22 protein-coding genes are annotated in these 19,870 nt (G+C 69.4%); 14 read left to right on the top strand and 8 right to left on the bottom strand.

Annotation, left to right across the window (positions count from 1 at the left end):
• Positions 1–3 precede the first annotated feature (3 nt).
• Positions 4–372: a winged helix-turn-helix transcriptional regulator gene (locus ORI60_RS18075; protein WP_266038611.1), complete on the top strand. Its 369-nt coding sequence runs from the start codon at positions 4–6 to the stop codon at positions 370–372.
• On the opposite strand, the gene ORI60_RS18070 is transcribed toward ORI60_RS18075, so the two are convergent.
• Together ORI60_RS18070 and hrpA are read right to left on the bottom strand one after the other, a co-directional pair.
• A complete protein-coding gene (locus ORI60_RS18070; RefSeq protein WP_266038609.1) occupies positions 346–636 on the bottom strand; it encodes a hypothetical protein in 291 nt (96 codons plus the stop codon). The two genes, ORI60_RS18075 and ORI60_RS18070, sit on opposite strands and share 27 nt — an antisense overlap.
• A 38-nt stretch (positions 637–674) precedes the next feature.
• A complete protein-coding gene (gene hrpA, locus ORI60_RS18065) occupies positions 675–4,541 on the bottom strand; it encodes an ATP-dependent RNA helicase HrpA (RefSeq protein ID WP_266038607.1) in 3,867 nt (1,288 codons plus the stop codon).
• 76 nt (positions 4,542–4,617) lie between these two features.
• Between hrpA and ORI60_RS18060 the strand changes: the two genes are divergently transcribed.
• The 3 genes from ORI60_RS18060 (at position 4,618) to ORI60_RS18050 (ending at position 5,586) form a co-directional block, all read left to right on the top strand.
• Entirely contained in the window at positions 4,618–4,857 is a 240-nt protein-coding gene (locus tag ORI60_RS18060) for a hypothetical protein (protein ID WP_266038605.1), read from the top strand.
• 160 nt (positions 4,858–5,017) lie between these two features.
• Positions 5,018–5,224, top strand: coding sequence for a hypothetical protein (locus ORI60_RS18055; protein ID WP_266038603.1), 207 nt, complete (start codon positions 5,018–5,020; stop codon positions 5,222–5,224).
• Positions 5,224–5,586, top strand: coding sequence for a hypothetical protein (locus ORI60_RS18050; protein WP_266038602.1), 363 nt, complete (start codon positions 5,224–5,226; stop codon positions 5,584–5,586). The genes ORI60_RS18055 and ORI60_RS18050 overlap by 1 nt, the downstream gene beginning before the upstream one ends.
• On the opposite strand, the gene add is transcribed toward ORI60_RS18050, so the two are convergent.
• Positions 5,502–6,530 (bottom strand): adenosine deaminase, encoded by a 1,029-nt coding sequence (add, locus tag ORI60_RS18045; protein ID WP_266038600.1) that lies wholly within the window; start codon positions 6,528–6,530, stop codon positions 5,502–5,504. The two genes, ORI60_RS18050 and add, sit on opposite strands and share 85 nt — an antisense overlap.
• A gap of 297 nt (positions 6,531–6,827) precedes the next feature.
• Here add and ORI60_RS18040 point away from each other — a divergent pair, with 297 nt between their 5' ends.
• The 4 genes from ORI60_RS18040 (at position 6,828) to ORI60_RS18025 (ending at position 11,295) form a co-directional block, all read left to right on the top strand.
• Complete coding sequence (locus ORI60_RS18040; protein WP_266038598.1) at positions 6,828–7,199, top strand: DUF4180 domain-containing protein; 372 nt, start codon at positions 6,828–6,830, stop codon at positions 7,197–7,199.
• A 52-nt stretch (positions 7,200–7,251) separates the two neighbouring features.
• A complete protein-coding gene (locus tag ORI60_RS18035; protein ID WP_266038596.1) occupies positions 7,252–8,298 on the top strand; it encodes a threonine aldolase family protein in 1,047 nt (348 codons plus the stop codon).
• Positions 8,295–9,413, top strand: coding sequence for a site-specific integrase (locus tag ORI60_RS18030; RefSeq protein ID WP_266038594.1), 1,119 nt, complete (start codon positions 8,295–8,297; stop codon positions 9,411–9,413). The genes ORI60_RS18035 and ORI60_RS18030 overlap by 4 nt, the downstream gene beginning before the upstream one ends.
• 364 nt (positions 9,414–9,777) lie before the next feature.
• Positions 9,778–11,295 carry a M4 family metallopeptidase gene (locus ORI60_RS18025; RefSeq protein ID WP_266038591.1) on the top strand — a complete coding sequence of 506 codons (1,518 nt, stop codon included), beginning with the start codon at positions 9,778–9,780 and terminating at the stop codon, positions 11,293–11,295.
• 77 nt (positions 11,296–11,372) lie between these two features.
• Here ORI60_RS18025 and ORI60_RS18020 read toward each other — a convergent pair whose 3' ends face one another.
• A complete protein-coding gene (locus ORI60_RS18020; protein WP_266038589.1) occupies positions 11,373–11,822 on the bottom strand; it encodes a YybH family protein in 450 nt (149 codons plus the stop codon).
• Positions 11,823–11,932: 110 nt separating this feature from the next.
• Between ORI60_RS18020 and ORI60_RS18015 the strand changes: the two genes are divergently transcribed.
• Both ORI60_RS18015 and ORI60_RS18010 read left to right on the top strand, forming a co-directional pair.
• The gene (locus ORI60_RS18015; RefSeq protein WP_266038587.1) at positions 11,933–12,307 is read left to right on the top strand and encodes a YciI family protein; all 375 of its coding nucleotides are present in this window, start codon (positions 11,933–11,935) and stop codon (positions 12,305–12,307) included.
• Entirely contained in the window at positions 12,304–13,482 is a 1,179-nt protein-coding gene (locus ORI60_RS18010) for an RNA polymerase sigma factor (RefSeq protein WP_266038585.1), read from the top strand. The genes ORI60_RS18015 and ORI60_RS18010 overlap by 4 nt, the downstream gene beginning before the upstream one ends.
• Here ORI60_RS18010 and ORI60_RS18005 read toward each other — a convergent pair.
• The 3 genes from ORI60_RS18005 to ORI60_RS17995 are packed head-to-tail and all read right to left on the bottom strand — an operon-like array spanning position 13,454 to position 16,029.
• On the bottom strand, positions 13,454–14,146 hold the full coding sequence (locus ORI60_RS18005) for a histidine phosphatase family protein (RefSeq protein WP_266038583.1): 693 nt from the start codon (positions 14,144–14,146) through the stop codon (positions 13,454–13,456). The two genes, ORI60_RS18010 and ORI60_RS18005, sit on opposite strands and share 29 nt — an antisense overlap.
• Positions 14,147–14,155: 9 nt before the next feature.
• Positions 14,156–14,983, bottom strand: a complete 828-nt coding sequence (locus tag ORI60_RS18000; protein ID WP_266038582.1) for an undecaprenyl-diphosphate phosphatase — start codon at positions 14,981–14,983, stop codon at positions 14,156–14,158.
• The gene (locus tag ORI60_RS17995; RefSeq protein ID WP_266038580.1) at positions 14,980–16,029 is read right to left on the bottom strand and encodes an LLM class F420-dependent oxidoreductase; all 1,050 of its coding nucleotides are present in this window, start codon (positions 16,027–16,029) and stop codon (positions 14,980–14,982) included. Before ORI60_RS17995 ends, ORI60_RS18000 begins: the two co-directional genes overlap by 4 nt.
• A 72-nt stretch (positions 16,030–16,101) precedes the next feature.
• Between ORI60_RS17995 and ORI60_RS17990 the strand changes: the two genes are divergently transcribed.
• The 3 genes from ORI60_RS17990 to ORI60_RS17980 all read left to right on the top strand — a co-directional run bounded on the left by ORI60_RS17990 (position 16,102) and on the right by ORI60_RS17980 (position 18,132).
• Positions 16,102–17,067, top strand: a complete 966-nt coding sequence (locus tag ORI60_RS17990) for an aldo/keto reductase (protein ID WP_266038579.1) — start codon at positions 16,102–16,104, stop codon at positions 17,065–17,067.
• Positions 17,068–17,290: 223 nt separating this feature from the next.
• A complete protein-coding gene (locus ORI60_RS17985; RefSeq protein ID WP_266038578.1) occupies positions 17,291–17,923 on the top strand; it encodes a YncE family protein in 633 nt (210 codons plus the stop codon).
• Positions 17,920–18,132 carry a DUF5703 family protein gene (locus tag ORI60_RS17980; RefSeq protein WP_166053823.1) on the top strand — a complete coding sequence of 71 codons (213 nt, stop codon included), beginning with the start codon at positions 17,920–17,922 and terminating at the stop codon, positions 18,130–18,132. The genes ORI60_RS17985 and ORI60_RS17980 overlap by 4 nt, the downstream gene beginning before the upstream one ends.
• On the opposite strand, the gene ORI60_RS17975 is transcribed toward ORI60_RS17980, so the two are convergent.
• On the bottom strand, positions 18,125–19,057 hold the full coding sequence (locus tag ORI60_RS17975) for an aldo/keto reductase (protein ID WP_266038575.1): 933 nt from the start codon (positions 19,055–19,057) through the stop codon (positions 18,125–18,127). The genes ORI60_RS17980 and ORI60_RS17975 overlap by 8 nt on opposite strands.
• 69 nt (positions 19,058–19,126) lie before the next feature.
• Here ORI60_RS17975 and ORI60_RS17970 point away from each other — a divergent pair, with 69 nt between their 5' ends.
• On the top strand, positions 19,127–19,849 hold the full coding sequence (locus ORI60_RS17970) for a helix-turn-helix domain-containing protein (RefSeq protein WP_266038574.1): 723 nt from the start codon (positions 19,127–19,129) through the stop codon (positions 19,847–19,849).
• Positions 19,850–19,870 lie beyond the last annotated feature (21 nt).

Raw genomic sequence — 19,870 nt, 5'->3', positions numbered from 1 at the left:
GCTGTGAGCGTCGCGTTCGCCGGCGTGGGTCACCAAACGGTGACCTGGGACCGGCCGTCGGCCCAGTGCCCGGTGGAGGTGGCGCTGGCGGCGATCAGCGGCCGGTGGGCGACCCTGGTGCTGCGGGATCTGATGCACGGACCGAGGTCGTTCTCGGCGTTGCGGGCGGGCCTGCCGTCGCTGAGCGCGAAGGTGCTGACCGAGCGGCTGGAGTCGCTGGTGGCGCAGGGCCTGGTGTCGTGCTCGCGCTCCCCCGGTTTCCCGGTGCGGACGTCGTACGAGCTGACGTCCGCGGGGTTGTTGCTGCGGCCGTTGCTGGTGGAGCTGTACCGCACGGGCGAGGCGCTACTGGGCGAGCTGCCGGATGACTGACTCCAAGGGCGCGATGAGGTTGCGGGAGCGCAGGAGGCCTTCGGAGACCTCCACGACGTCGGGCTTCAGCCGCTTCCACCGCTGATCCTCGCCGGGGATCTGGACCAGGCTGAGCGCGAACACCGGCGTGCGGCCCAGCTCCTGTTCCAGGTCGGCGAGGACCTCCCGCAGCGAGTCGTCGAATCTGGCTCGGGTGTCGTCGTGCGCGTTCGGCGCGTCGCCGCTGAGGTGGACGACCCACGGGGAATTCCCGGAAGTGTTCATGCTCCACAGTAAGGGCAGTGCCCTTGCTGTGGAACGACTTACAACGGCACGGCGTCGAGTGCCTTGTAGATGCGCTTGTCGCTGATCGTGTACCGCGTCTTGATGGTCTGGGCGAAGTAGGACAGGCGCAGTTCCTCGATCATCCAGCGGATCTCGTCGAGTTCGGGGGCGGGTTCGTCGGGCGGGGTCTGCGCGCGCAGCTCCCGGTACTCGGCGTGGACCTGGTGGACCTGGTTGGTCCAGTCGAGGTCGCGGCGCGGGTTCTCGGGCAGCTTCTCGATGCGCCGCGCGATGCCCTTGAGGTAGCGCACGAGGTCCGGCAGCCGGTCGTAGCCGGTGTGGGTGACGAAACCCTTGTACACCAGCGAGTTCAGGTGTGCGCGGATGTCGTTGGCCGAGTCCGGGGCGCCCTTGAGGCCGCTGAGCGCCAGTTCGGCGTCGTGGGCGGCTTCGAGGACCTTGCGGACCTCCTGCACGACGACCCAGGTGGTGTCGTTCAGCGCGGCCTGGACCTTCTTGAGCTGGGCGGCGTAGGCCTTGGCGTCCCAGGCCGGGTCGCCCATGAGCCGGTCGACGGCGGCCATGATGCAGTCCGACAGCAGCGCGGCGACGCCGCCGTGGGGGTTGCGGGTGAGCGCGAGCTTGGCGGCGTTGTCGAGGTGGCGCTGCAGGTGCTTGACCGGCGAGTTGATGCCGAGCAGCAGAAGCCTGCGCACGCCGCGGCGGTGGGCGTAGGCCTGCCGTCCCGGCGTGTCGAGGACCTTGATCGCGACGCTGTCGCCCCTGTCGACGAGCGAGGGGTAGGCGGTGACGGTGATGCCGGACTGCCGTTGCTCGATGGTCTTCGGCAACGCGTCGAAGTCCCAGGTCGTGATCCCGGTGCGTTCGAGGTGGCCGGCGGCCTGGCTGAGCGACTCGCGGACCTCGTCGCGCAGCTTCTCCTTGAGCACCGCGATGTCCTTGCCCTCGGCGAGGGTGCGGTTGTGCTCGTCGACGACCTGGAAGGTGAGCTTGAGGTGGTCGGGGACGGCGTCGAACTGCCAGTCCTCGCGGTGCACGGTCACACCGGTGAGTGCCTTGAGCTCGCGTTCGACGCCGGTGAGCAGGCTGGACTCGCTGGGCTTGATGCGCGCGAGGACGGCGGTGGCGACGTCGGGGACGGGCACGAAGTTGCGGCGGATCTGCTTGGGCAGCGAGCGGATGAGCGCGACGACGAGGTCGTGCCGCAGACCGGGGATCTGCCAGGAGAACGCGTCGTCGTCGAGCGTGGTGAGCGCGGGCAGCGGGAGCTGCACGGTGACGCCGTCGTTCTTCGTGCCGGGCTCGAAGTGGTAGCTCAGCGGCAGCGTGAGCTCGCCCTGGCGCCACTGGTCGGGGTAGGCGTCGGGGGTGACGTCGGCGCGGTCGTTGACCAGCATCTCCTTGGTGAAGGTGAGCTGGTTCTTGTCCTTCTGCTTCTTCCACCACGAGTCGAAGTGCCGTGCGGACACGACCTCGGCGCCGACGCGCTTGTCGTAGAAGTCGAACAGCGTCTCCTCGTCGACGACGATGTCGCGCCGCCGTGCCCGGTTCTCCAGCTCGCCGACCTCGTCGAGCAACGCCCGGTTGGTGTGGAAGAACCGGTGGTGCGTGGTCCACTCCCCCTGCACGAGCGCGTGCCGGATGAACAGCTCACGGGACAGCTCGGGGTCGATGCGGCCGTAGTTGACCTTGCGGCCGGCGACGATCGGCACCCCGTACAGGGTGACCTTCTCCAGCGCGACGACGCTGCCGCGTTTGGTCTCCCAGTGCGGTTCGCTGTACTGGCGTTTGACGACGTGCTCGCCGAGGCGTTCGGCCCATTCGGGTTCGATCTTGGCGACGATGCGGCCCCACAGGCGGCTGGTCTCGACCAGCTCGGCGGCCATCACCCACTGCGGCGGTTTCTTGGCGAGCGCGGAGCCGGGGAAGATCGCGAACTTGGCGTTGCGGGCGCCGAGGAACTCGGTGAGGGGCCGGCGTTTCTCGTTGGGCGCCTGCTTCTTGAGGACGTCCTTGACGCCGATGTGGCTGAGCAGCCCGGACAGCAGGGCGATGTGGATGTTGCGCGGGTCGCCGGGCTGGTCGTTGGGGTGCAGGCCCATCTGCTTGGCGACCTGCCGCAGCTGCAGGTAGATGTCCTGCCATTCGCGCACGCGCAGGTAGTTGAGGAACTCGGCCTTGCAGCGCTTGCGGAACTGGTTGCCGCTCAGTTCCTTCTGCTGCTCCTTGAGGTACTGCCAGAGGTTGAGGAACGTGACGAAGTCCGATTCCTTGTCCACGAACCTGGCGTGTTGCTGGGTCGCGGCCTCCTGCTGGTCGGCCGGCCGTTCGCGGGGGTCCTGGATGGACAGTGCCGCGGCGATGATCATGACCTCTTTGAGGCAGCCGGTGGTGTCGGCCTCGAGCACCATGCGGCCCAGCCGCGGGTCGACCGGCAGCGCGGCGAGCTTGCGGCCGGTCGGGGTGAGCTTCTTCTCGGCGGCGTTGATCGCGCCGAGCTCCTGCAGCAGGCCGATGCCGTCGTTGATGTTGCGGGAGTCCGGCGGGTCGATGAACGGGAACTTCGCGACGTCGCCCAGGCCGATGTTGGTCATCTGCAGGATGACGCTGGCGAGGTTGGTGCGCAGGATCTCCGCGTCGGTGAACTCCGGGCGGGCCTCGAAGTCCTCCTCGGAGTACAGGCGGATGCAGATGCCTTCGCTGACGCGGCCGCAGCGGCCCTTGCGCTGGTTGGCCGACGCCTGGCTGATGGGTTCGATCGGCAGCCGCTGGACCTTGAGGCGGTGGCTGTAGCGGGAGATGCGGGCGTTGCCGGGGTCCACGACGTACTTGATGCCCGGCACGGTGAGGCTGGTCTCGGCGACGTTGGTGGCGAGCACGACGCGCCGGCCGGTGTGCCGCTGGAACACCCGGTGCTGCTCACCGACGCTCAGCCGCGCGTAGAGCGGCAGGATCTCGGTGTTGCGGAGGTCCTCCTGCTTGAGCGCGTCGGCGGTGTCGCGGATCTCGCGTTCACCGGACAGGAACACGAGCACGTCACCGGGGCCTTCGGCCTGCAGTTCGCGGACGGCGTTGATGATGCCCTGGGTCTGGTCGTCGTCCTCCTCCAGCGGCCGGTAGCGGGTCTCGACGGGGTAGGTGCGGCCGGAGACCTCGATGACCGGGGCGCCGCCGAAGTGCTGGCTGAAGCGCTGCGGGTCGATCGTGGCGGAGGTGATGACGATCTTGAGGTCGGGGCGGCGCGGCAGGAGCTGCTTGAGGTAGCCGAGCAGGAAGTCGACGTTGAGGCTGCGTTCGTGGGCCTCGTCGATGATGATCGTGTCGTAGCGCGACAGCGTGGGGTCGGTCTGGATCTCGGCGAGCAGGATGCCGTCGGTCATGAGCTTGACCAGCGTCTCGTCACCGGACTGGTCGGTGAACCGGACCTTGTAGCCGATCGTGTCACCGAGCTTGGTGCCCAGCTCCTCCGCGACGCGTTCGGCGACGGTGCGCGCGGCGATGCGGCGGGGCTGGGTGTGGCCGATCTGGCCGGTGATGCCGCGGCCGAGCTCCAGGCAGATCTTGGGCAGCTGCGTGGTCTTGCCGGACCCGGTCTCACCGGCGACGATCACGACCTGGTTGTGCTCGATCAGGTCCTTGATGTCGTCCTTGCGCTGGCTGACCGGCAGCTCGGCCGGATAGCTGATCTTGGGAACGGACTCCCTGCGCAGCGCGACCTTGAGCGCGGCCTCGTCGATCTGTGCGGCGATCTCCTCGGTGATCTTCTTGCGCGCCAGCGGGTCCTTGACCTTGCGTGCGCCGTCGAGGCGCCTGGCGAGCCTGCGTTGATCACGCGGCATGAGCTCGGGCAGGCGTTTGTGCAGTTCAGCGTGCGGGGTGTCCATTTGGGTTCAAGGATAGTCAGGGCGTGCGGGTTCGCTCGCGTCAATAACCGTCAGACCCCGCGGTTGGCGTGACGGCGTGGACGCGCGGGGCCTCTGGAGGCTGGTCTACCGCGCGGCGTGCTCCGCGCCTGACCTGGAAAAACGCCTGGAGTGGCTGACGGGGTGGCTCGCGCTGTCGTCGGCGGGTGAGATCGCCGACTTGGCGGTGCGCCTCGACGAGCAGCGCGGACACGTGGGCGTACTGGCAGGCGGCGACGCTGGTCTGCTTCGTGCTGTGCGGCTGTCCCGGACGCGCTGGCGCCGCAAGGGTGCTTGACGTCGCGGGTGTGGACCTCGACCTCGCACTGGCATGCGGCTTACCCGTCAGGTCGTCCCACGTAGGCGTGAGGCCGTCCGGCGTCCCTCCGCGTGGTCTCTGAGCTGGCCTGATGTCGAGGCTTCAAAAATTGTCAGACCCTCTCGCTAGCGTTCTCGGCATGGACTCGAACGCGTTGCGGGGCCCGGCGGACTCGCCCGGTGTGGGGGCTTCCGGCCGGGATCGCCGGGTGGAGCTGCTTGCCGGTGCGGCCGGCGTGCGCGGGGCGTGTCCGGGTCCGGTGGGTGAGGCGTGGGAGTCCGGTGGCCTGGCGGAGGTCACCGTGCGGGTTCCGCGGTCCGGCGTGTTGTTCGGGAAGGTGGCGTGATGGCCGTGCCAGTCGATGTGCCGGGCGGTGTGCCCGTGGATGTTCCGGTCGACGTGGTGGTGTGGCGGGCTCCCGGTCCGGCGTCGTTCGCGGAGGCGGCGGCGCGCTACGCGGAGCTGCGGTCCTCGCCGCTGGGCGCGTTCGAGCCCGCGGTCGCGGCGTTCGTGCGGGAGTTACGGCGCACCTCGCCTGATCCGTCCTCGCCGGTGTCGTGGGACGAGGCGCTGACGGTGGGGGTCGACGCGGTGATCGTGCACGTGGTGTGGCCGGGTCGGCGTCAGGTGCTGGACCTGGTGGCGTTGCTGGCGTCGCGGCACGGGCTGGTGTGCTTCGAGCCGGCCCGCCAGGCCGCGATGTCCTGACGCAGCGAGGCTTTCGCGTCCTGCGGCGCGAAGGACGCGTCGACGGCGTTGGTGGCGATGCGGGCGAGGGCGTCGTCGTCGAAGCCGAGGTGGTCGCGCAGCAGGCGGTACTCGCCGGTGAGCGTGGTGCCGGTGGAGGCGGGGATGTCGGTGCTGAGCGTGACGGTCAGGCCGGCGTCGACGAGCAGTGGCAGCGGATGAGAGGAGAGGTTTTCGACCAGTCCCAGCGCGACGTTCGACGACGGGCAGGCTTCGAGCGGTATGGCGCGGTCCCGCAGCAGCGCGACGACCTCCGGATCGTCGAGCGCCCGGAACCCGTGCCCGATCCGGTCGGCGAGCCCGACGGTCACGGCTTCGGCGACGCTCGGCGCTCCGCAGCACTCCCCGGCGTGGTGCACGAGGCCGACCCCGGCGTCCTTCGCGGCGCGGAACACGTCCGCGAACGGGGTGAGCGGGTGGTCTTCCGCTCCGGCCGCCCCGATGGCCACGACCTGGGGGTGCGCTGTCGCGAGGCGCAGTGAGTCCCGCAGTCGCGCTACCGATCGCTTCCTGGGGTGGTCCACGATCACACGGCATTCGATGCCGTGGGCGGCCTGCCCTGCGGCGAGCCCGGACAACACCGCCTCGAGCGGCATGTCCGGATCACCGAGTCGTTCTCCGTGCGCTGCCGCGGTGAACGTGACCTCGGCGTACCGGGTCCCCTGCGCTGCTTCCTCGGCGCAGAACTCGTACGCGATCCGGTGGAAGTCCTCGGCTCGCCGCAGGCAGTCCCGCACCGCCCCGTTGTGGGCGGCGAACTGAGCGAACCCGTCGAACGCCCCGGCCTGCACGGCGGGGACGTCGACGCCGTGGTGCTCGGCGAGTTCCGCGAGGGTGTCCGTGCGCACGGTGCTTTCGAGGTGCACGTGCAGGTGGGCCTTGGGCAACGCCGCGAGGTCGCGCATGGGCCGCGACGCTACCCAAGGCCCGTCGGCGGGCGCCCGGCATTTCGCGCGCGTCATCCGGTGGGAAACGCGCCGGCGGGTTCGTGTTCGGGGACGTCGCTGTGTCGGCCGGAGGAGATGCGTCCCGCCAGCGACCGCCCCGGGTTCTGGGGTGCGTCCCCTGGGCGGTGTCATCGGCACTCCGCTCGTCGCCGCCGTGTCCGTGCGCCGTGCCCGGACTGGCCGGCGCCATCGAGCCGCTGACGCGCGGGTATTCGGCGCGACATCGGGTGTGTGCCGCAGCTAGGTTCCGGTGCCATGCCTGATGTTGTGCAGACGCGCCACGGCGCGACGGTGCTGATGTGCGCCGAGGACGGTCCCTTGATCACCGACGAGCAGTCCGCTGTGGACCTGATCGGCACGTTGTGGGGTCAGGACGTGGGGTGGCTGGTGTTGCCGGTGGCGCGGTTGTCGGAGGACTTCCTGGTGTTGCGCACGCGGGTGGCGGGTGCGGTGGTGCAGAAGTTCCAGCAGTACGGGTTCGCGGTCGCGGTGGTCGGGGACATCTCGGAGCAGGTGGCGGCGAGCACGGCGTTGCGGGACTTCGTGTACGAGTCGAACCGGGGCCGGCAGCTGTGGTTCGTGGCGGATGAGGCCGAGTTGGACGCGCGGCTGAGCGCGGCGGCCTGACCAGTCCGAACAGCCCTATTGCACATCGCTTGCAATAGGTAGTGTCACGGGCATGGACATCCGCCGTTCGCTCTCCCAGCACAGTGGCCCGCGCCGCTCGCCGCACGAGGTCCTCCGCCGTCTCGCCGAGTGGGTGACGCCGGGGACGCGGCCGGAGGACCCGGTGCGAGAGCTGGAGGAACGGGTCGCGGCGCTGCTGGGCAAGCCCGCGGCGTTGTTCTTCCCGTCGGGGACGATGGCGCAGCAGGTGGCGTTGCGGGTGCACGCCGACAGGACGGGCCGCCGGTCGTTCGCGGGGCATCCGCAGACGCACCTGCAGGTGTGGGAGAACCAGGGCTACAACGCGCTGCACGGCCTGCGGTTTCATCCCGTGGGCGACCGCAACGAGCTGTTCGGACTGGACGATCTGCAGGCGGTGCACGAGCCGCTCGCGGCGGTGGTGTTCGAGCTGCCGCAACGCGACATCGGTGGCGTGCTGCCCGAGTTCGGGGACCTGGCGGCGCAGGCGGCGTGGGCGAGGCGGTCGGGTGCGGCCGCGCACTGCGACGGCGCGCGGCTGTGGGAGGCGCAGACCGGGTACGACGCGACGTTCGCGGAGATCTGCGCGTTGTTCGACACGGTGTACGTGTCGCTCTACAAGGGACTCGAGGGTGTGCGGGGCGCGGTGCTGGCCGGGGACGCGGACACGATCGGGCAGGCGTCGGTGTGGCGGCGGCGGATGGGCGGGGCGATCGCCGACGCGTGGCCGCTGGCCGCGATCGCGTTGATGGGCATGGAGGTGAACCTGCCGCGGATGGCCGAGTTCCGCGACCACGCCCAGGCCCTCGCTCAGGCGATCAACGCCGACGGGTTCGCGCACACGACACCGCAGGTGCCGGCCACTCCCCTGTTCCACGTCCACCTGCCGCTGTCGCGCCACGACGCGCAGCGGGCCGCGCAGCACCTGCTGGAGGAGACGGGGATCAGGTTGTTCCTGTACGCGCGGTCGAATCCGGATCCGCACCGGTGCAGCTTCGAGGTGAGCGTGGGGCTCAGCGGGCTGGAGTTCACGCCGCGCGAGGTGGTGGAGTTGATCAGAGGACTACCATCGCGGGTGTGAGCCTGCCCGAACCCGTCCAGCACGCGCTGGTCAGGGTCTCGCACTCGGTGCTGATCGACGTCGACGCGCTCGCGGGGGTGCGCGAGAGGTTCGACGACGAGCAGGCGGCGTCGCTGGCCGGGTATCTGCGCAGCGCGCAGTCGCCGAACACGGTGCGGGCGTACCGGTCGGACTGGATCGCGTGGGCCGGGTGGTGTCAGGCGGAGGGCCGTCAGGCGTTGCCGGCCGATCCGCTGGACGTGGCGGTGTACCTGGCGGTCGCGGCGGACACGGTGAAGCCGGACGGGTCGCCGGCGTTCGGGGCCTCGACGCTGGAACGCAAGTCGGCGGCGATCTCGGCGGTGCACGCGGCGAACGGGCTGCCGAGCCCGACGCGCAGCGACGTGGTGCGCCTGACGTTGCGCGGTGTGCGGCGCACCCGCAAGTCGCAGCCCCGCCGCAAGCGGCCGGTGCTGCTCGACACCCTCGAGGCGCTGCTGAACGAACGGCCGCCCGCGGGTCCGGCGCGGGCGAGGGACGCGTTGCTGCTGCTGGTGGGGTTCGCGGGGGCGTTGCGGCGCAGCGAGCTGGCGGGCATCGAGTTCTCCGACGTCACGGTGGACGTGGATCCGCGCACGCACGAGCCGTTGCTGCTGATCCGGCTGGGCACGACGAAGACCGACCAGACGGGCAAGCACCAGCAGTCGGTGGTGCTGCCGCGCGGGAGCAGGCGGCCGACGTGCCCAGTGTGCGCGTTCGCGGACTGGGCCGACGTGCTCGACGGCAAGGAGCTCTCCGAGACGGGCCTGCACCGCTGTCACGGCTTCGAGGCGGGTGCCCGGCAGGGGCCGCTGTTCCCGGTGGTGAACCGGCACGGCGGCATCGGGGCCAAGGCGATGTCGGGGCGCGCGGTCGCGGAGCTGGTGAAGCGGTACGCGGTGCGGGCGGGACTGGACCCGGCGCTGTTCGGCGGGCATTCGCTGCGGGCGGGGTTCGCGACGCAGGCGGCGCTGGGCGGGGCGAGCGACCGGGAGATCATGCGGCAGGGCCGGTGGACCAATCCGCGCACCGTGCACCGCTACATCCGCACGGCCAACCCGCTCGAGGACAACGCCGTGACCCGCCTGGGCCTCTGAATCTGTGACTCAGCTCTCACTCTGCGTAGTTAACTGTAAACAAGATCCCCTCCGGTAGGGCTGCACCACCCGGCCTAGCGCACTGGGCCGGAAGAACGCGCGCACCGGGAAGTTTCCGCCGTGTTTCCACGCCGTTTGAGCTGCTCTTTTGTTCCACGTTGTGGACGAAACCCGGTGTCCTGACCAGCGACTCAGTCCAAATCATGAAGCGATCTCGCATTCTGGGAGCGGCTGGTCGTATGCACTGAGAGCAATACGATCACCACGCCTGGTCATCGACGATGGTCGGGCTGTTCCACGGTGTTCGCCCCGGCACCCCTGTAACGCCGGAGCGATCACTCCCTGCACCGGAACAGGAGCGTTCATGAAGCGCAAAACCCTGGGCATCACCACCGCCCTGGTGGCCGGGGCGGCTCTGGCCGCCACGGGCACGGTGGGAGCCAACGCCGCACCACAGCCGAGGAACCTCACACAGCAGGAAGCCCTGCACGCCGCGGCCGGGCAGGCGGGGACGATCTCCTCCGCCCTCGGCCTGTCCGGCGGCGAACAGCTCGTCCCCCGCGACGTGGTGCGCGACGCCGACGGCACCCACCACCTCCGCTTCGACCGCACCCTCAACGGCCTCAAGGTCATCGGCGGCGACCTCGTCGTCGCCCAGAAGGCAGGCCGGGTCACCGGCGTGACCAAGGCGTCCGAGGCCTCCCTCGCCGGCCTCGACACCACCACGCCCACCACCGCCTCGAACGGCACGCTCGTCGTCTTCGCCCTCGACCACGCGCCCGTGCTCGCCTGGGAGACGGTCACCCACAGCGTCAAGGACGACCAGACCCCGAGCGAACTGCACACCTTCACCGACGCGCACACCGGCCGGACCCTGCTGACCTACGACGGCGTCCACGTCGCCGAAGGCACCGGCCAGTCCACCTACTCCGGCACCGTCGGCCTCAGCACCACCCAGTCCGGCTCGACGTTCCAGCTCAAGGACCCCGCCCGCGGCAACCAGGCCGTGCACAACCTCAACAACGGCACGGGCACCGGAACCCTGTTCACCGACGCCGACAACAAGTGGGGCAACGGCACCTACACCGACAAGGCCACCGCGGGCGTCGACGCCGCGTTCGGCGCCGCCAAGACCTGGGACTACTACAAGCTCGTCCACGGCCGCAGCGGCATCAAGAACAACGGCCAGGGCGCCCTGAGCAAGGTCCACTACGGCACCAACTACAGCAACGCCTTCTGGTCCGACTCGTGCTTCTGCATGACCTACGGCGACGGCGCCCAGAACCGCAACCCGCTGACCAGCATCGACGTCGCCGCGCACGAGATGTCGCACGGCGTCACCTCCGCCACCGCGGGCCTGGTCTACTCCGGTGAGTCCGGCGGCCTCAACGAGGCCACCAGCGACATCTTCGGCTCCACCACGGAGTTCCACGCCGCCAACACCACCGACACCGGCGACTACCTCATCGGCGAGAAGATCAACATCCGCGGCGACGGCAAGCCCCTGCGCTACATGGACAAGCCCTCCAAGGACGGCAAGTCGCTCGACTACTGGTCCGCCAGCGCCGGCAGCGTCGACGTGCACTACTCCTCCGGCATCGCCAACCACTTCTTCTACCTGCTCTCCGAGGGCAGCGGCCAGAAGACCATCAATGGCGTCGCCTACGACTCCCCCACCGTGGACGGCCAGCCCGTCACCGGCATCGGCCGCGACAAGGCCGAGAAGATCTGGTACCGCGCCCTGACCACGAAGTTCACCTCCAGCACCAAGTACGCAGCCGCCCGCACCGGCACCCTCGCCGCCACCGCCGAGCTCTACGGCGCCTCGTCGCCCGAGCACGCGGCGGTCAACCGGGCCTGGGCCGCGGTCAACGTCAAGTAGACCCGCCCCGGAAAGCGCCGAGGCCCGGACCGACCCCCTGCACGGTCCGGGCCTCGGCATGATCACCTCCCCGCGGCTCAGGGCTCCAGATCGGTCGCCGCCAGAAAAGACCCGTCCATGTGGAACGGCACCGAGTCGTGCGAATGCGTCACCAGCCACCGCCCGTCACGCCGCTGCAACCCCACAGTCGTGCGCATCCACATCGAGAACCCCTCGGGATAACCGACCGGCACCGCCGCCAGCCGCGCCAGCCCGTGCGCGAACGCCACGTCCCCGGACACGACGACCGTCAGGTCCCGGTGCTCCAGCGTGATCGGCCCCTCGAACCCGGCCATCCACCCCGCCAGCGACTCCACGTCCCGCGCGTCCGGCCCCGAGTTGCGCAACGGAGGCGCCAACGTGCACGTGACCACCTCCTCGGCGTACCGAGCGACGATCCGCGCCGGGTCACGCAGCCGCATGCCCTCCTCGTGCTCGGTGAACACCGCGCGGATGGCGACCTCGTCCTGCACCAGCGTGTGAGTCATCTCGGAACCTCCGTCGAAATCGGCTGACACACCGGTGTCGAGACGACGCCCGCGGTCTCGACATGGCGGTGAGAAGATTTTTCCGCCAGCCAGGAGCCGGGAGGCCGCACGTGAAGTACCTGATCCTGATCTACAGCAACCCCAAGTCGCGGGCCGCGTGGGACAAGCTCACCGAAGAGCAGCAGATGCAGTTCGGCAAGGACCACTACGACCTGTCCGACAAGCTCCGCGCCTCCGGCGAGCTCATCGTCAGCGAAGGCCTTCCCGGCCCCGAGACCGGCAAAGGCGTGAGCATCCGCAACGGCGAGGTCGTCGTCACCGACGGGCCCTTCGCGGAAGCCAAGGAGTACCTCGCCGGATTCTACCTCGTCGAAGCCGACTCGATCGACCAGGTCATCGCCCACGCCGCGACCCTGCCCGACGCCCACAACGACGGCATCGAGGTCAGGCCGGTCTGGGACATGTCCATGCTGGACGGCACGTGAACCCAGAAGTGGAGGGCCTGCTGCGCACACTCGCGCCGCAGGTCCTCGGCGTGCTCGTGCGCCGCCACGGCCAGTTCGACGTCTGCGAGGACGCCGTGCAGGAAGCCCTGCTCGGCGCCGCCCAGCAGTGGCCGGCCGACGGCATCCCGGACAACCCCAAGGGCTGGCTCATCACCGCCGCCTCACGACGGTGGATCGAGCAGTACCGCTCCGACACCGCCCGCCGCCAGCGCGAGGACAAGGTCGTCGCCCTCACCCCGACACCACCCGACCCCGTACCCGCCCAGGACGACACCCTCACCCTCCTCGCCCTGTGCTGCCACGAGTCACTCACCACCGCCTCGCAGATCGCCCTCACGCTCCGCGCCGTCGGCGGACTCACCACCGCCGAGATCGCACGAGCGTTCCTCGTCCCCGAAGCCACCGTCGCCCAGCGCATCAGCCGCGCCAAGCAGAAGATCAAGCAGTCCGGCGCGAAGTTCCGGCCCCCACAGGACCTCACCGCCGTCCTGCACGTCCTCTACCTGATCTTCACCGAAGGCTCCACCGCGAGCTCCGGCGACGACCTCGTCCGCGTCGACCTCACCGCCGAAGCCATCCGCCTCACCCGCCAGCTGCACAAACGCAGACCAGCCGACGGCGAGATCACCGGCCTGCTCGCACTCATGCTGCTCACCGACGCACGCCGCCCCGCCCGCACCGACCCCCACGGCGCACTGATCCCGCTCGCCGACCAGGACCGCGGCCGCTGGGACACCACGGCGATCGCCGAAGGCACCACCCTCATCAGCACCGCGCTCAAGACCGCGCAGATCGGCCCCTACCAGCTGCAAGCCGCCATCGCCGCCGTCCACGCCGACGCCAAGAAGGCCGAGGACACCGACTGGCACGAGATCCTCGGCCTCTACGACCTGCTCACCGTCACCGCACCAGGCCCGATGGTCTCACTCAACCGCATCGTCGCCGTCGCCATGGTCCACGGCCCCCGCCGAGCACTCGACGAACTGTCCACACTGGACCTGAACCACCACCGCGTCCACGCCGTCCGAGCACACCTGCTCGACCTGCAAGGAGAGCACGACCAAGCACGCCAGGAATACGACAAAGCCGCGAAACTCACCCTCAGCGCCCCAGAACAGCGCTACCTCAGGTCCCGGTCGCGCCACCCACGGTAGCGTCCGACGACGGAGCCTCCTGCGGCGGCGCCACCGGCACCACACCCGACAGATCCCCGCCGTTGTCGTTGGTGCGCAACACAAAAGGCCGCGTCTGCGTGTACTGCACCACCGAGATCGAACACGGATCCACCACGATCCGCTGGAACCCGTCCAGATGCACACCCAGCGCATCCGCCAGCACAGCCTTGATCACATCACCGTGCGAGCACAACACCCACACCGCACCAGGACCGTGCTCCTCGGAAATCCGCGCATCATGCGCACGTACCGCCGCCACCGCACGAGCCTGAACGTGCGCCAGCCCCTCACCATCCGGAAAAACCGCGGCGGAAGGATGCTGCTGCACGACCGCCCACAACGGCTCGTCGTACAGGTCCTTCAACGCCTTACCGGTCCACGCGCCGTAATCCACTTCGGACAGATCCGGCTCCGCCACCGCCTCCAAAGACCGATCGGCCAGCAACGGCGCCAACGTCTCCTCACACCGCTGCAGAGGAGACGACACCACCGCGCTGACCGGAACGTCCTTCAACCGCGACACCAGAGCCGCCGCCTGCGCCTGCCCCCGCTCGTCCAAACCCACACCCAGCGAACGCCCGGCGAGCACACCGGAACCGTTGGCGGTCGAACGCGCATGCCGAAGCAGGATCACCGTAGCCACGGACCCACCTTAGATCGGCTGCAGCAACCCCATCGACAGCAGCCCCATGAGCACCAGACCCAGCATCAACCGGTACCACACGAACGCCGAGTACGAATGCTTCGACACGTACTTCAACAACCACGCGATCGTCGCGTACCCCACCACGAACGAGATCAGCGTCGCCACGACCATCTGCGGAATCGACGCCTGCACACCCGTACCCGACCGCTCCAGCACGTCCGGAATGGAGAACAACCCCGCCCCGAACACCGCCGGAATCGCCAGCAGGAACGAATACCGCGCCGCCGCCTCACGCGTCAGCCCCAGGAACAGACCCGCCGTCAACGTCCCACCCGAACGCGACACGCCCGGGATGAGCGCCAGCGCCTGCGCCAGCCCCATCCCGATCGCGTCCTTCATCCGCAACTCGTCACGCTGCTGCTTCGCGAGGTGGTCCGCCAGACCCAGCAGCAGACCGAACACCACCAGCATCGTCGCCGTGATCCACAGGTTCCGCGCCGACGTCCGGATCTCGTCCTTCAGCAGATAACCGAGAACCGAGATCGGCACAGAACCGATGATCACGTACCAGGCGAGCTTGTAGTCCTTCTCCTTGCGGGCCTCCGCGCTGAAAAGACCGCGGAACCAGGCGCTGATGAAGCGCCCGATGTCCTTGGCGAAGTAGATCAGCACCGCCACCTCGGTACCCAGCTGGATGACCGCGGTGAACGAAGCGCCCGCGTCGTTGCCGAAGAACAGCGTCGACGTGATGCGCAGGTGCGCACTGCTGGAAATCGGCAGGAATTCCGTCAGTCCTTGGACCAGTCCGAGGACCAGAGCCTGCAACCAGCTCAACTACCCACTCCTGCCAGATCCAAAGCCTCGGCCGCGGTCCGAAGACCCGCGATCCCCTGCTCCAGATCTTGCAGCATCGGCGAAACGGACAACGTGGTGACCCCCGCCGCGGCGAGCGCCTTCATCCGGTCTGCTATGCGCTCCTTCGGACCCAGCAACGACGTCGCGTCCAGGAACTCCAGCGGAATCGCCGCCATCGCACCGGCGTAGTCACGAGCCAGGTACTTCTCCTGGATCTCCTCGGCCTGATCCGGGAAACCCATGCGCACCATCAGGTTGTTGTAGAAGTTCTGCTTGCGCGAACCCATACCGCCCACGTACAGCGCCGTGTACGCCCTGACCGGATCCGCACACGCCTTCCAGTCCTCACCGACGACCAACGGCACCGTCGGCACCACGTCGAACCCGTCCATCGTCAGCCCGGCCTTCTCCCGACCGGCCCTCACCGACGCCAGCGACTCCGCCGAGTACTCCGGCGAGAAGAAGATCGCCAGCCACCCGTCCGCGATCTCACCCGTCAGCTCCAGGTTCTTCGGACCCACCGCCGCCAGGTAGATCGGAATCCGCTCCCGCACGGGGTGGACCGTCAGCTGCAACGCCTTACCAGGACCATCCGGAAGCGGCAGCGTGTAGTGCTCACCCTCGTAACGCAACTTCTCCCGGGTCAGCGCCTTCTTCACGATCTCCACGTACTCACGCGTGCGCGCCAGAGGCTTGTCGAACCGCACACCGTGCCAGCCCTCCGACACCTGCGGACCCGACACACCCAGACCCATCCGGAACCGGCCACCCGACAGGGTGTCCAAAGTGGCCCCGGTCATCGCGGCCATCGCCGGCGTCCGCGCCGGGATCTGGAAGATCGCGCTACCGACGTCGATGCGTTCGGTCTGCGCGGCCACCCACGCGAGCACCGTCGGCGCGTCGGAGCCGTAGGCCTCCGCGGCCCACACCACCGAAAAACCGAGTCGGTCGGCCTCTTTGGCCAGCTCAAGGTTCGCGGCGTCGTTGCCGGCGCCCCAGTATCCGAGGTTCAGTCCGAGCTTCACACGGCGAGACCCTACCGGTCAGTAACACCGATTGCCAGGCTCAGCCGATGATCACCCCTTAGCATCGCGCACGTGGAACAGCGATACCTCGGCCGCAGCGGCCTCCGCGTGTCCAGAACGGCACTGGGCACGATGACATGGGGCCGCGACACCGACGCGGACGAGGCCGCCACCCAGCTCATGGCCTTCGCCGACGCCGGCGGCACCCTCGTCGACACCGCCGACGTCTACTCCGAAGGCGAAGCCGAACGCATCCTCGGCACCCTCCTCGGCGAAGTCGTCCCCCGCGACGAACTCGTCCTCGCCACCAAAGCCGTCGCCCGCCGCACCGAAGGCCCCTTCGGCGGAGGCGCCTCCCGCGGCGCACTGCTGTCCGCCCTCGACGGCTCCCTGCGCCGCATCGGCGTCGACCACATCGACCTCTGGCAACTCCACGCCTGGGACGCCGGCGTCCCCGTCGAGGAATCACTGTCCGCCCTCGACCACGCCATCTCCGCCGGCAAAGTCAGGTACGCGGGCATCTCCAACTACAGCGGCTGGCAACTCGCCACCGCCGCCCTGACCCCCACCACCTACCCGCTCATCTCCACCCAGGTCGAGTACTCCCTGCTCGAACGCGGCATCGAACGCGAAGTCGCCCCCGCCGCCCTGCACCACGGCCTCGGACTGCTGCCCTGGGCACCCCTCGGCCGCGGCGTCCTCACCGGCAAGTACCGCAACGGCACACCACCGGACTCCCGCGGCGCGTCCACCCACTTCGCCGGCTACGTCGAACAGCACCGCAACGACCGGGCCAGCCGCATCGTCCAGGCCGTCTCCACCGCCGCCGAAGGCCTCGGCACCTCGGCGCTGTGCGTCGCCCTGGCCTGGGTCAGGGACCGCCCCGGAGTCGTCTCACCCGTGGTCGGCGCCCGCGACACCAACCAGCTCCTCGCCTCGCTGGAAGCCGAGGAGCTGACGTTGCCGCCGGCGATCAGGGCCGCTCTGGACGACGTCAGCGCCATCGAACTGGGCTACCCCGAACGCCCCATGCCCTGACCCCTCGCTTCCTGGTCATTCTTGTACCTGCACATCGGGGGTGCTGGACCACCGACAGGTGTTGAATTTAGTCAACACTGAAGTTATAGAGATAATTGCTTCCGAGCAGCCGAACGGGGTTTCACCCCACCCCTTGCGTGACCTCCGACCGAACGTCGTGGATGCTGGAAGACCACGACGTTGTACGGAGGAACCGATCTTGCGCCGGCTCGCTGCTCTGATCTTGACCACCGCCGCTCTGACAGCGTGCGGCCAGAGCGAGGGGTCGCAGGATCCGCTGCAGGTCGCCGAAGTCCTCGAGGCGGCCAAGCCCGCCCGCTCCCCCGCCCAGACCGGCACACCGCCCGGCACCATCACCCCCGGCGGCACGTTCCAGGAGGGCGACACCACGCTGAAGTTCCAGGTCAACGGCCGCAACGTCGAGCTCGACCGGCTGCGCAGCGCGGTCTTCGAGATGACCACCGACGACAAGGGCGCGCAGACCAGGGGCCCCGGCCTGCGCGCGGGCGACGGCGCCACCAACGGCGTCCCCGACCGCTTCGGACGCCTGCTCGTCGTCGACACCCGCGGCGGGGAGTTCATCGCGTTCTCGATCAACCCGCTGATCATGCGCCAGCGCTACCCGATGCCCGGCACGCCCTACGGCATCGCCTACGACGCCAAACGCGACATCGCGTGGATCACGCTCACCGAGCGCAACGAGGTCGTGGGACTCAACGTCGCCGCTGGAGAACCGGCCGAGAAGTACCGGTTCCCCACCGTGCGCCAGCCCAACACAGTCAGCGTCGACCAGGAATCCGGGCGCGTCACCGTCACGTCCGGCGACAACGGAGGGATACAGGTGATCTCACCATGAACGAAGGGGTGATCGACGGGGACTGGGAATACCGGCCGCTGCGTCTGCCGCCCGGCATCTCCCGCCGCACCGCGACCACGCAGCTGGCCATCCACGCCGAGTTCGCGGGCTGGGAACTCTCCCGCACGCTGCTCTACGGCGACGGCTCCCGCAAGATCTGGCTCCGCCGCAAGCGCCAGCCCGACCTGGTGCCAGGCCTCATCACCTGACCACCAGCCCGTCACCGAACGCGACCGGCTCGCACTCGGCGATGAAGTCCGCCGGAAAGCCCCGCTCGAACGGGGCCGCCGCCTCCAGGCGCGCGACCGCTTCCGGCGGCAGCACGACCTCGCCCAGGCAGTCGAGCACCTGCTCCGGCGTACGCGCACCCACCAGCGGCAACGCCCCGGACGCGCGCACCCACGCCAACGCCACCTGGGCCGGCGTCGCCCCCAGCTCCTGCGCGACCGCCCGCACGGCCCGCGCCACGCCCTCCTCCCGCTCGGACAACGGGCCGGACCGCTGCGTGCCACCGGAGAGCTTGCCCGCGGCCAACGGCGCCCACGCCGCCACGGTCATCCCCAGCGCCGACGCCATCGGCAGCAACTCCCGCTCCACATCACGGTTGAGCAGGTTGTACGGCACCTGCAGCCCCGAGAACGCCGTCCAGTCCCGCCACTCCGCGAGCGTGTTCGCCCGCGCCACGAACCACGCCGGCGCGTCCGACACCCCGACGTAGAGCACCTTCCCCGCCCGCACCACGTCGTCCAGCGCCCGCATCGTCTCCTCGGCCGGCGTGTGCCGGTCCCACAGATGCACCCACAGCACGTCCACGTAGTCCGTCCGCAACCGCCGCAACGACTGCTCCAGCGACAGCACCAGGTTCTTGCGGTGGTTCCCGCCCGCGTTCGGATCCCCCGCGTCCCGCGACAACGCGTACTTCGTCGCCACCACGAACCGGTCCCGCCGCGTCAGGACCGCGCCCAGGACCTCCTCGCTCTCGCCGTAGGCCGAAGCGGTGTCGAGGAAGTTCCCACCGGCGTCGGCGTAGGCGTCGACCACCCGCCGCGCGAGGTCCTCGGAACGCAGCGTCATCGTGCCCAGCAACAACTCCGAGACGCGCAGGCCGGTCCGGCCGAACAGTCGGTATCTCATGATCCACAGCATCACCGCGACCGGCGAACCGAGGGAGACCGGCTCAGGGCCCCTCTAAACTCGCCGATCATGGCCGACAACGCACTGGGCCGCTTCCTGCGCGCCCGCCGTGAAGCCACCACTCCCCCGGCCACCGGGCGCCGCCGCACCCCCGGCCTGCGCCGCGGCGAGCTCGCCGACCGCGCCGGCATCAGCGTCGAGTACCTGACCCGCCTCGAACGCGGCACCGACCGCTCCCCCTCCGGCCAGGTCCTGTCCGCCCTCGCGGACGCCCTGGCCATGACAGCCGACGAACGCGTCCACCTGTACCGCCTGATCAAGGCCGGCACGACCTGCTCCCCTCCCCCGCCTCCGCAGCTGCGGCCCACCGTGAAGGCGATGTTGGCCACTCTCGAAGCCGCCGCGGCCGCCGTGCTCTCCCCCTCCGGCGACGTCCTCGCGAGCACCGCGCGGTTCCACGAGATCTCCGGTCTGGAGGACGAACGCAACCTCGTCCGCTTCGCCTTCAGCCCGCGCGCGAAGGCCCACTACCCCGACTGGGACCAGGTCGCGAACGACCGCGCCGCCACCCTCCGCGCGGCCGCTGACCTGGGCGATCACTCCGCCGCGGCGCTAGCTTTCGAACTCTCCGTCACCGCCGGCGCCGCGTTCTCGGACCGCTACGACACCGTGGCGTCCCTGCCTCCAGCCTTCGGCACCGAGCGCTGGGGTCCGCACCTCTTGGCGTACGAGACGTTGTGGTTCGCGGGTGAAGGCGAGCACCGGTTGGTGGCTTACTTCAGTCAACACTGAAGCTATAGAGTCTGACGAGAC

Origin of the sequence: Lentzea sp. NEAU-D7 (genome assembly GCF_026242055.1) — a bacterium.
Classification (GTDB): domain Bacteria; phylum Actinomycetota; class Actinomycetes; order Mycobacteriales; family Pseudonocardiaceae; genus Lentzea.
Note: the sequence above shows the minus strand (reverse complement) of the source record. Positions and strands in the feature narration are given on the sequence as shown.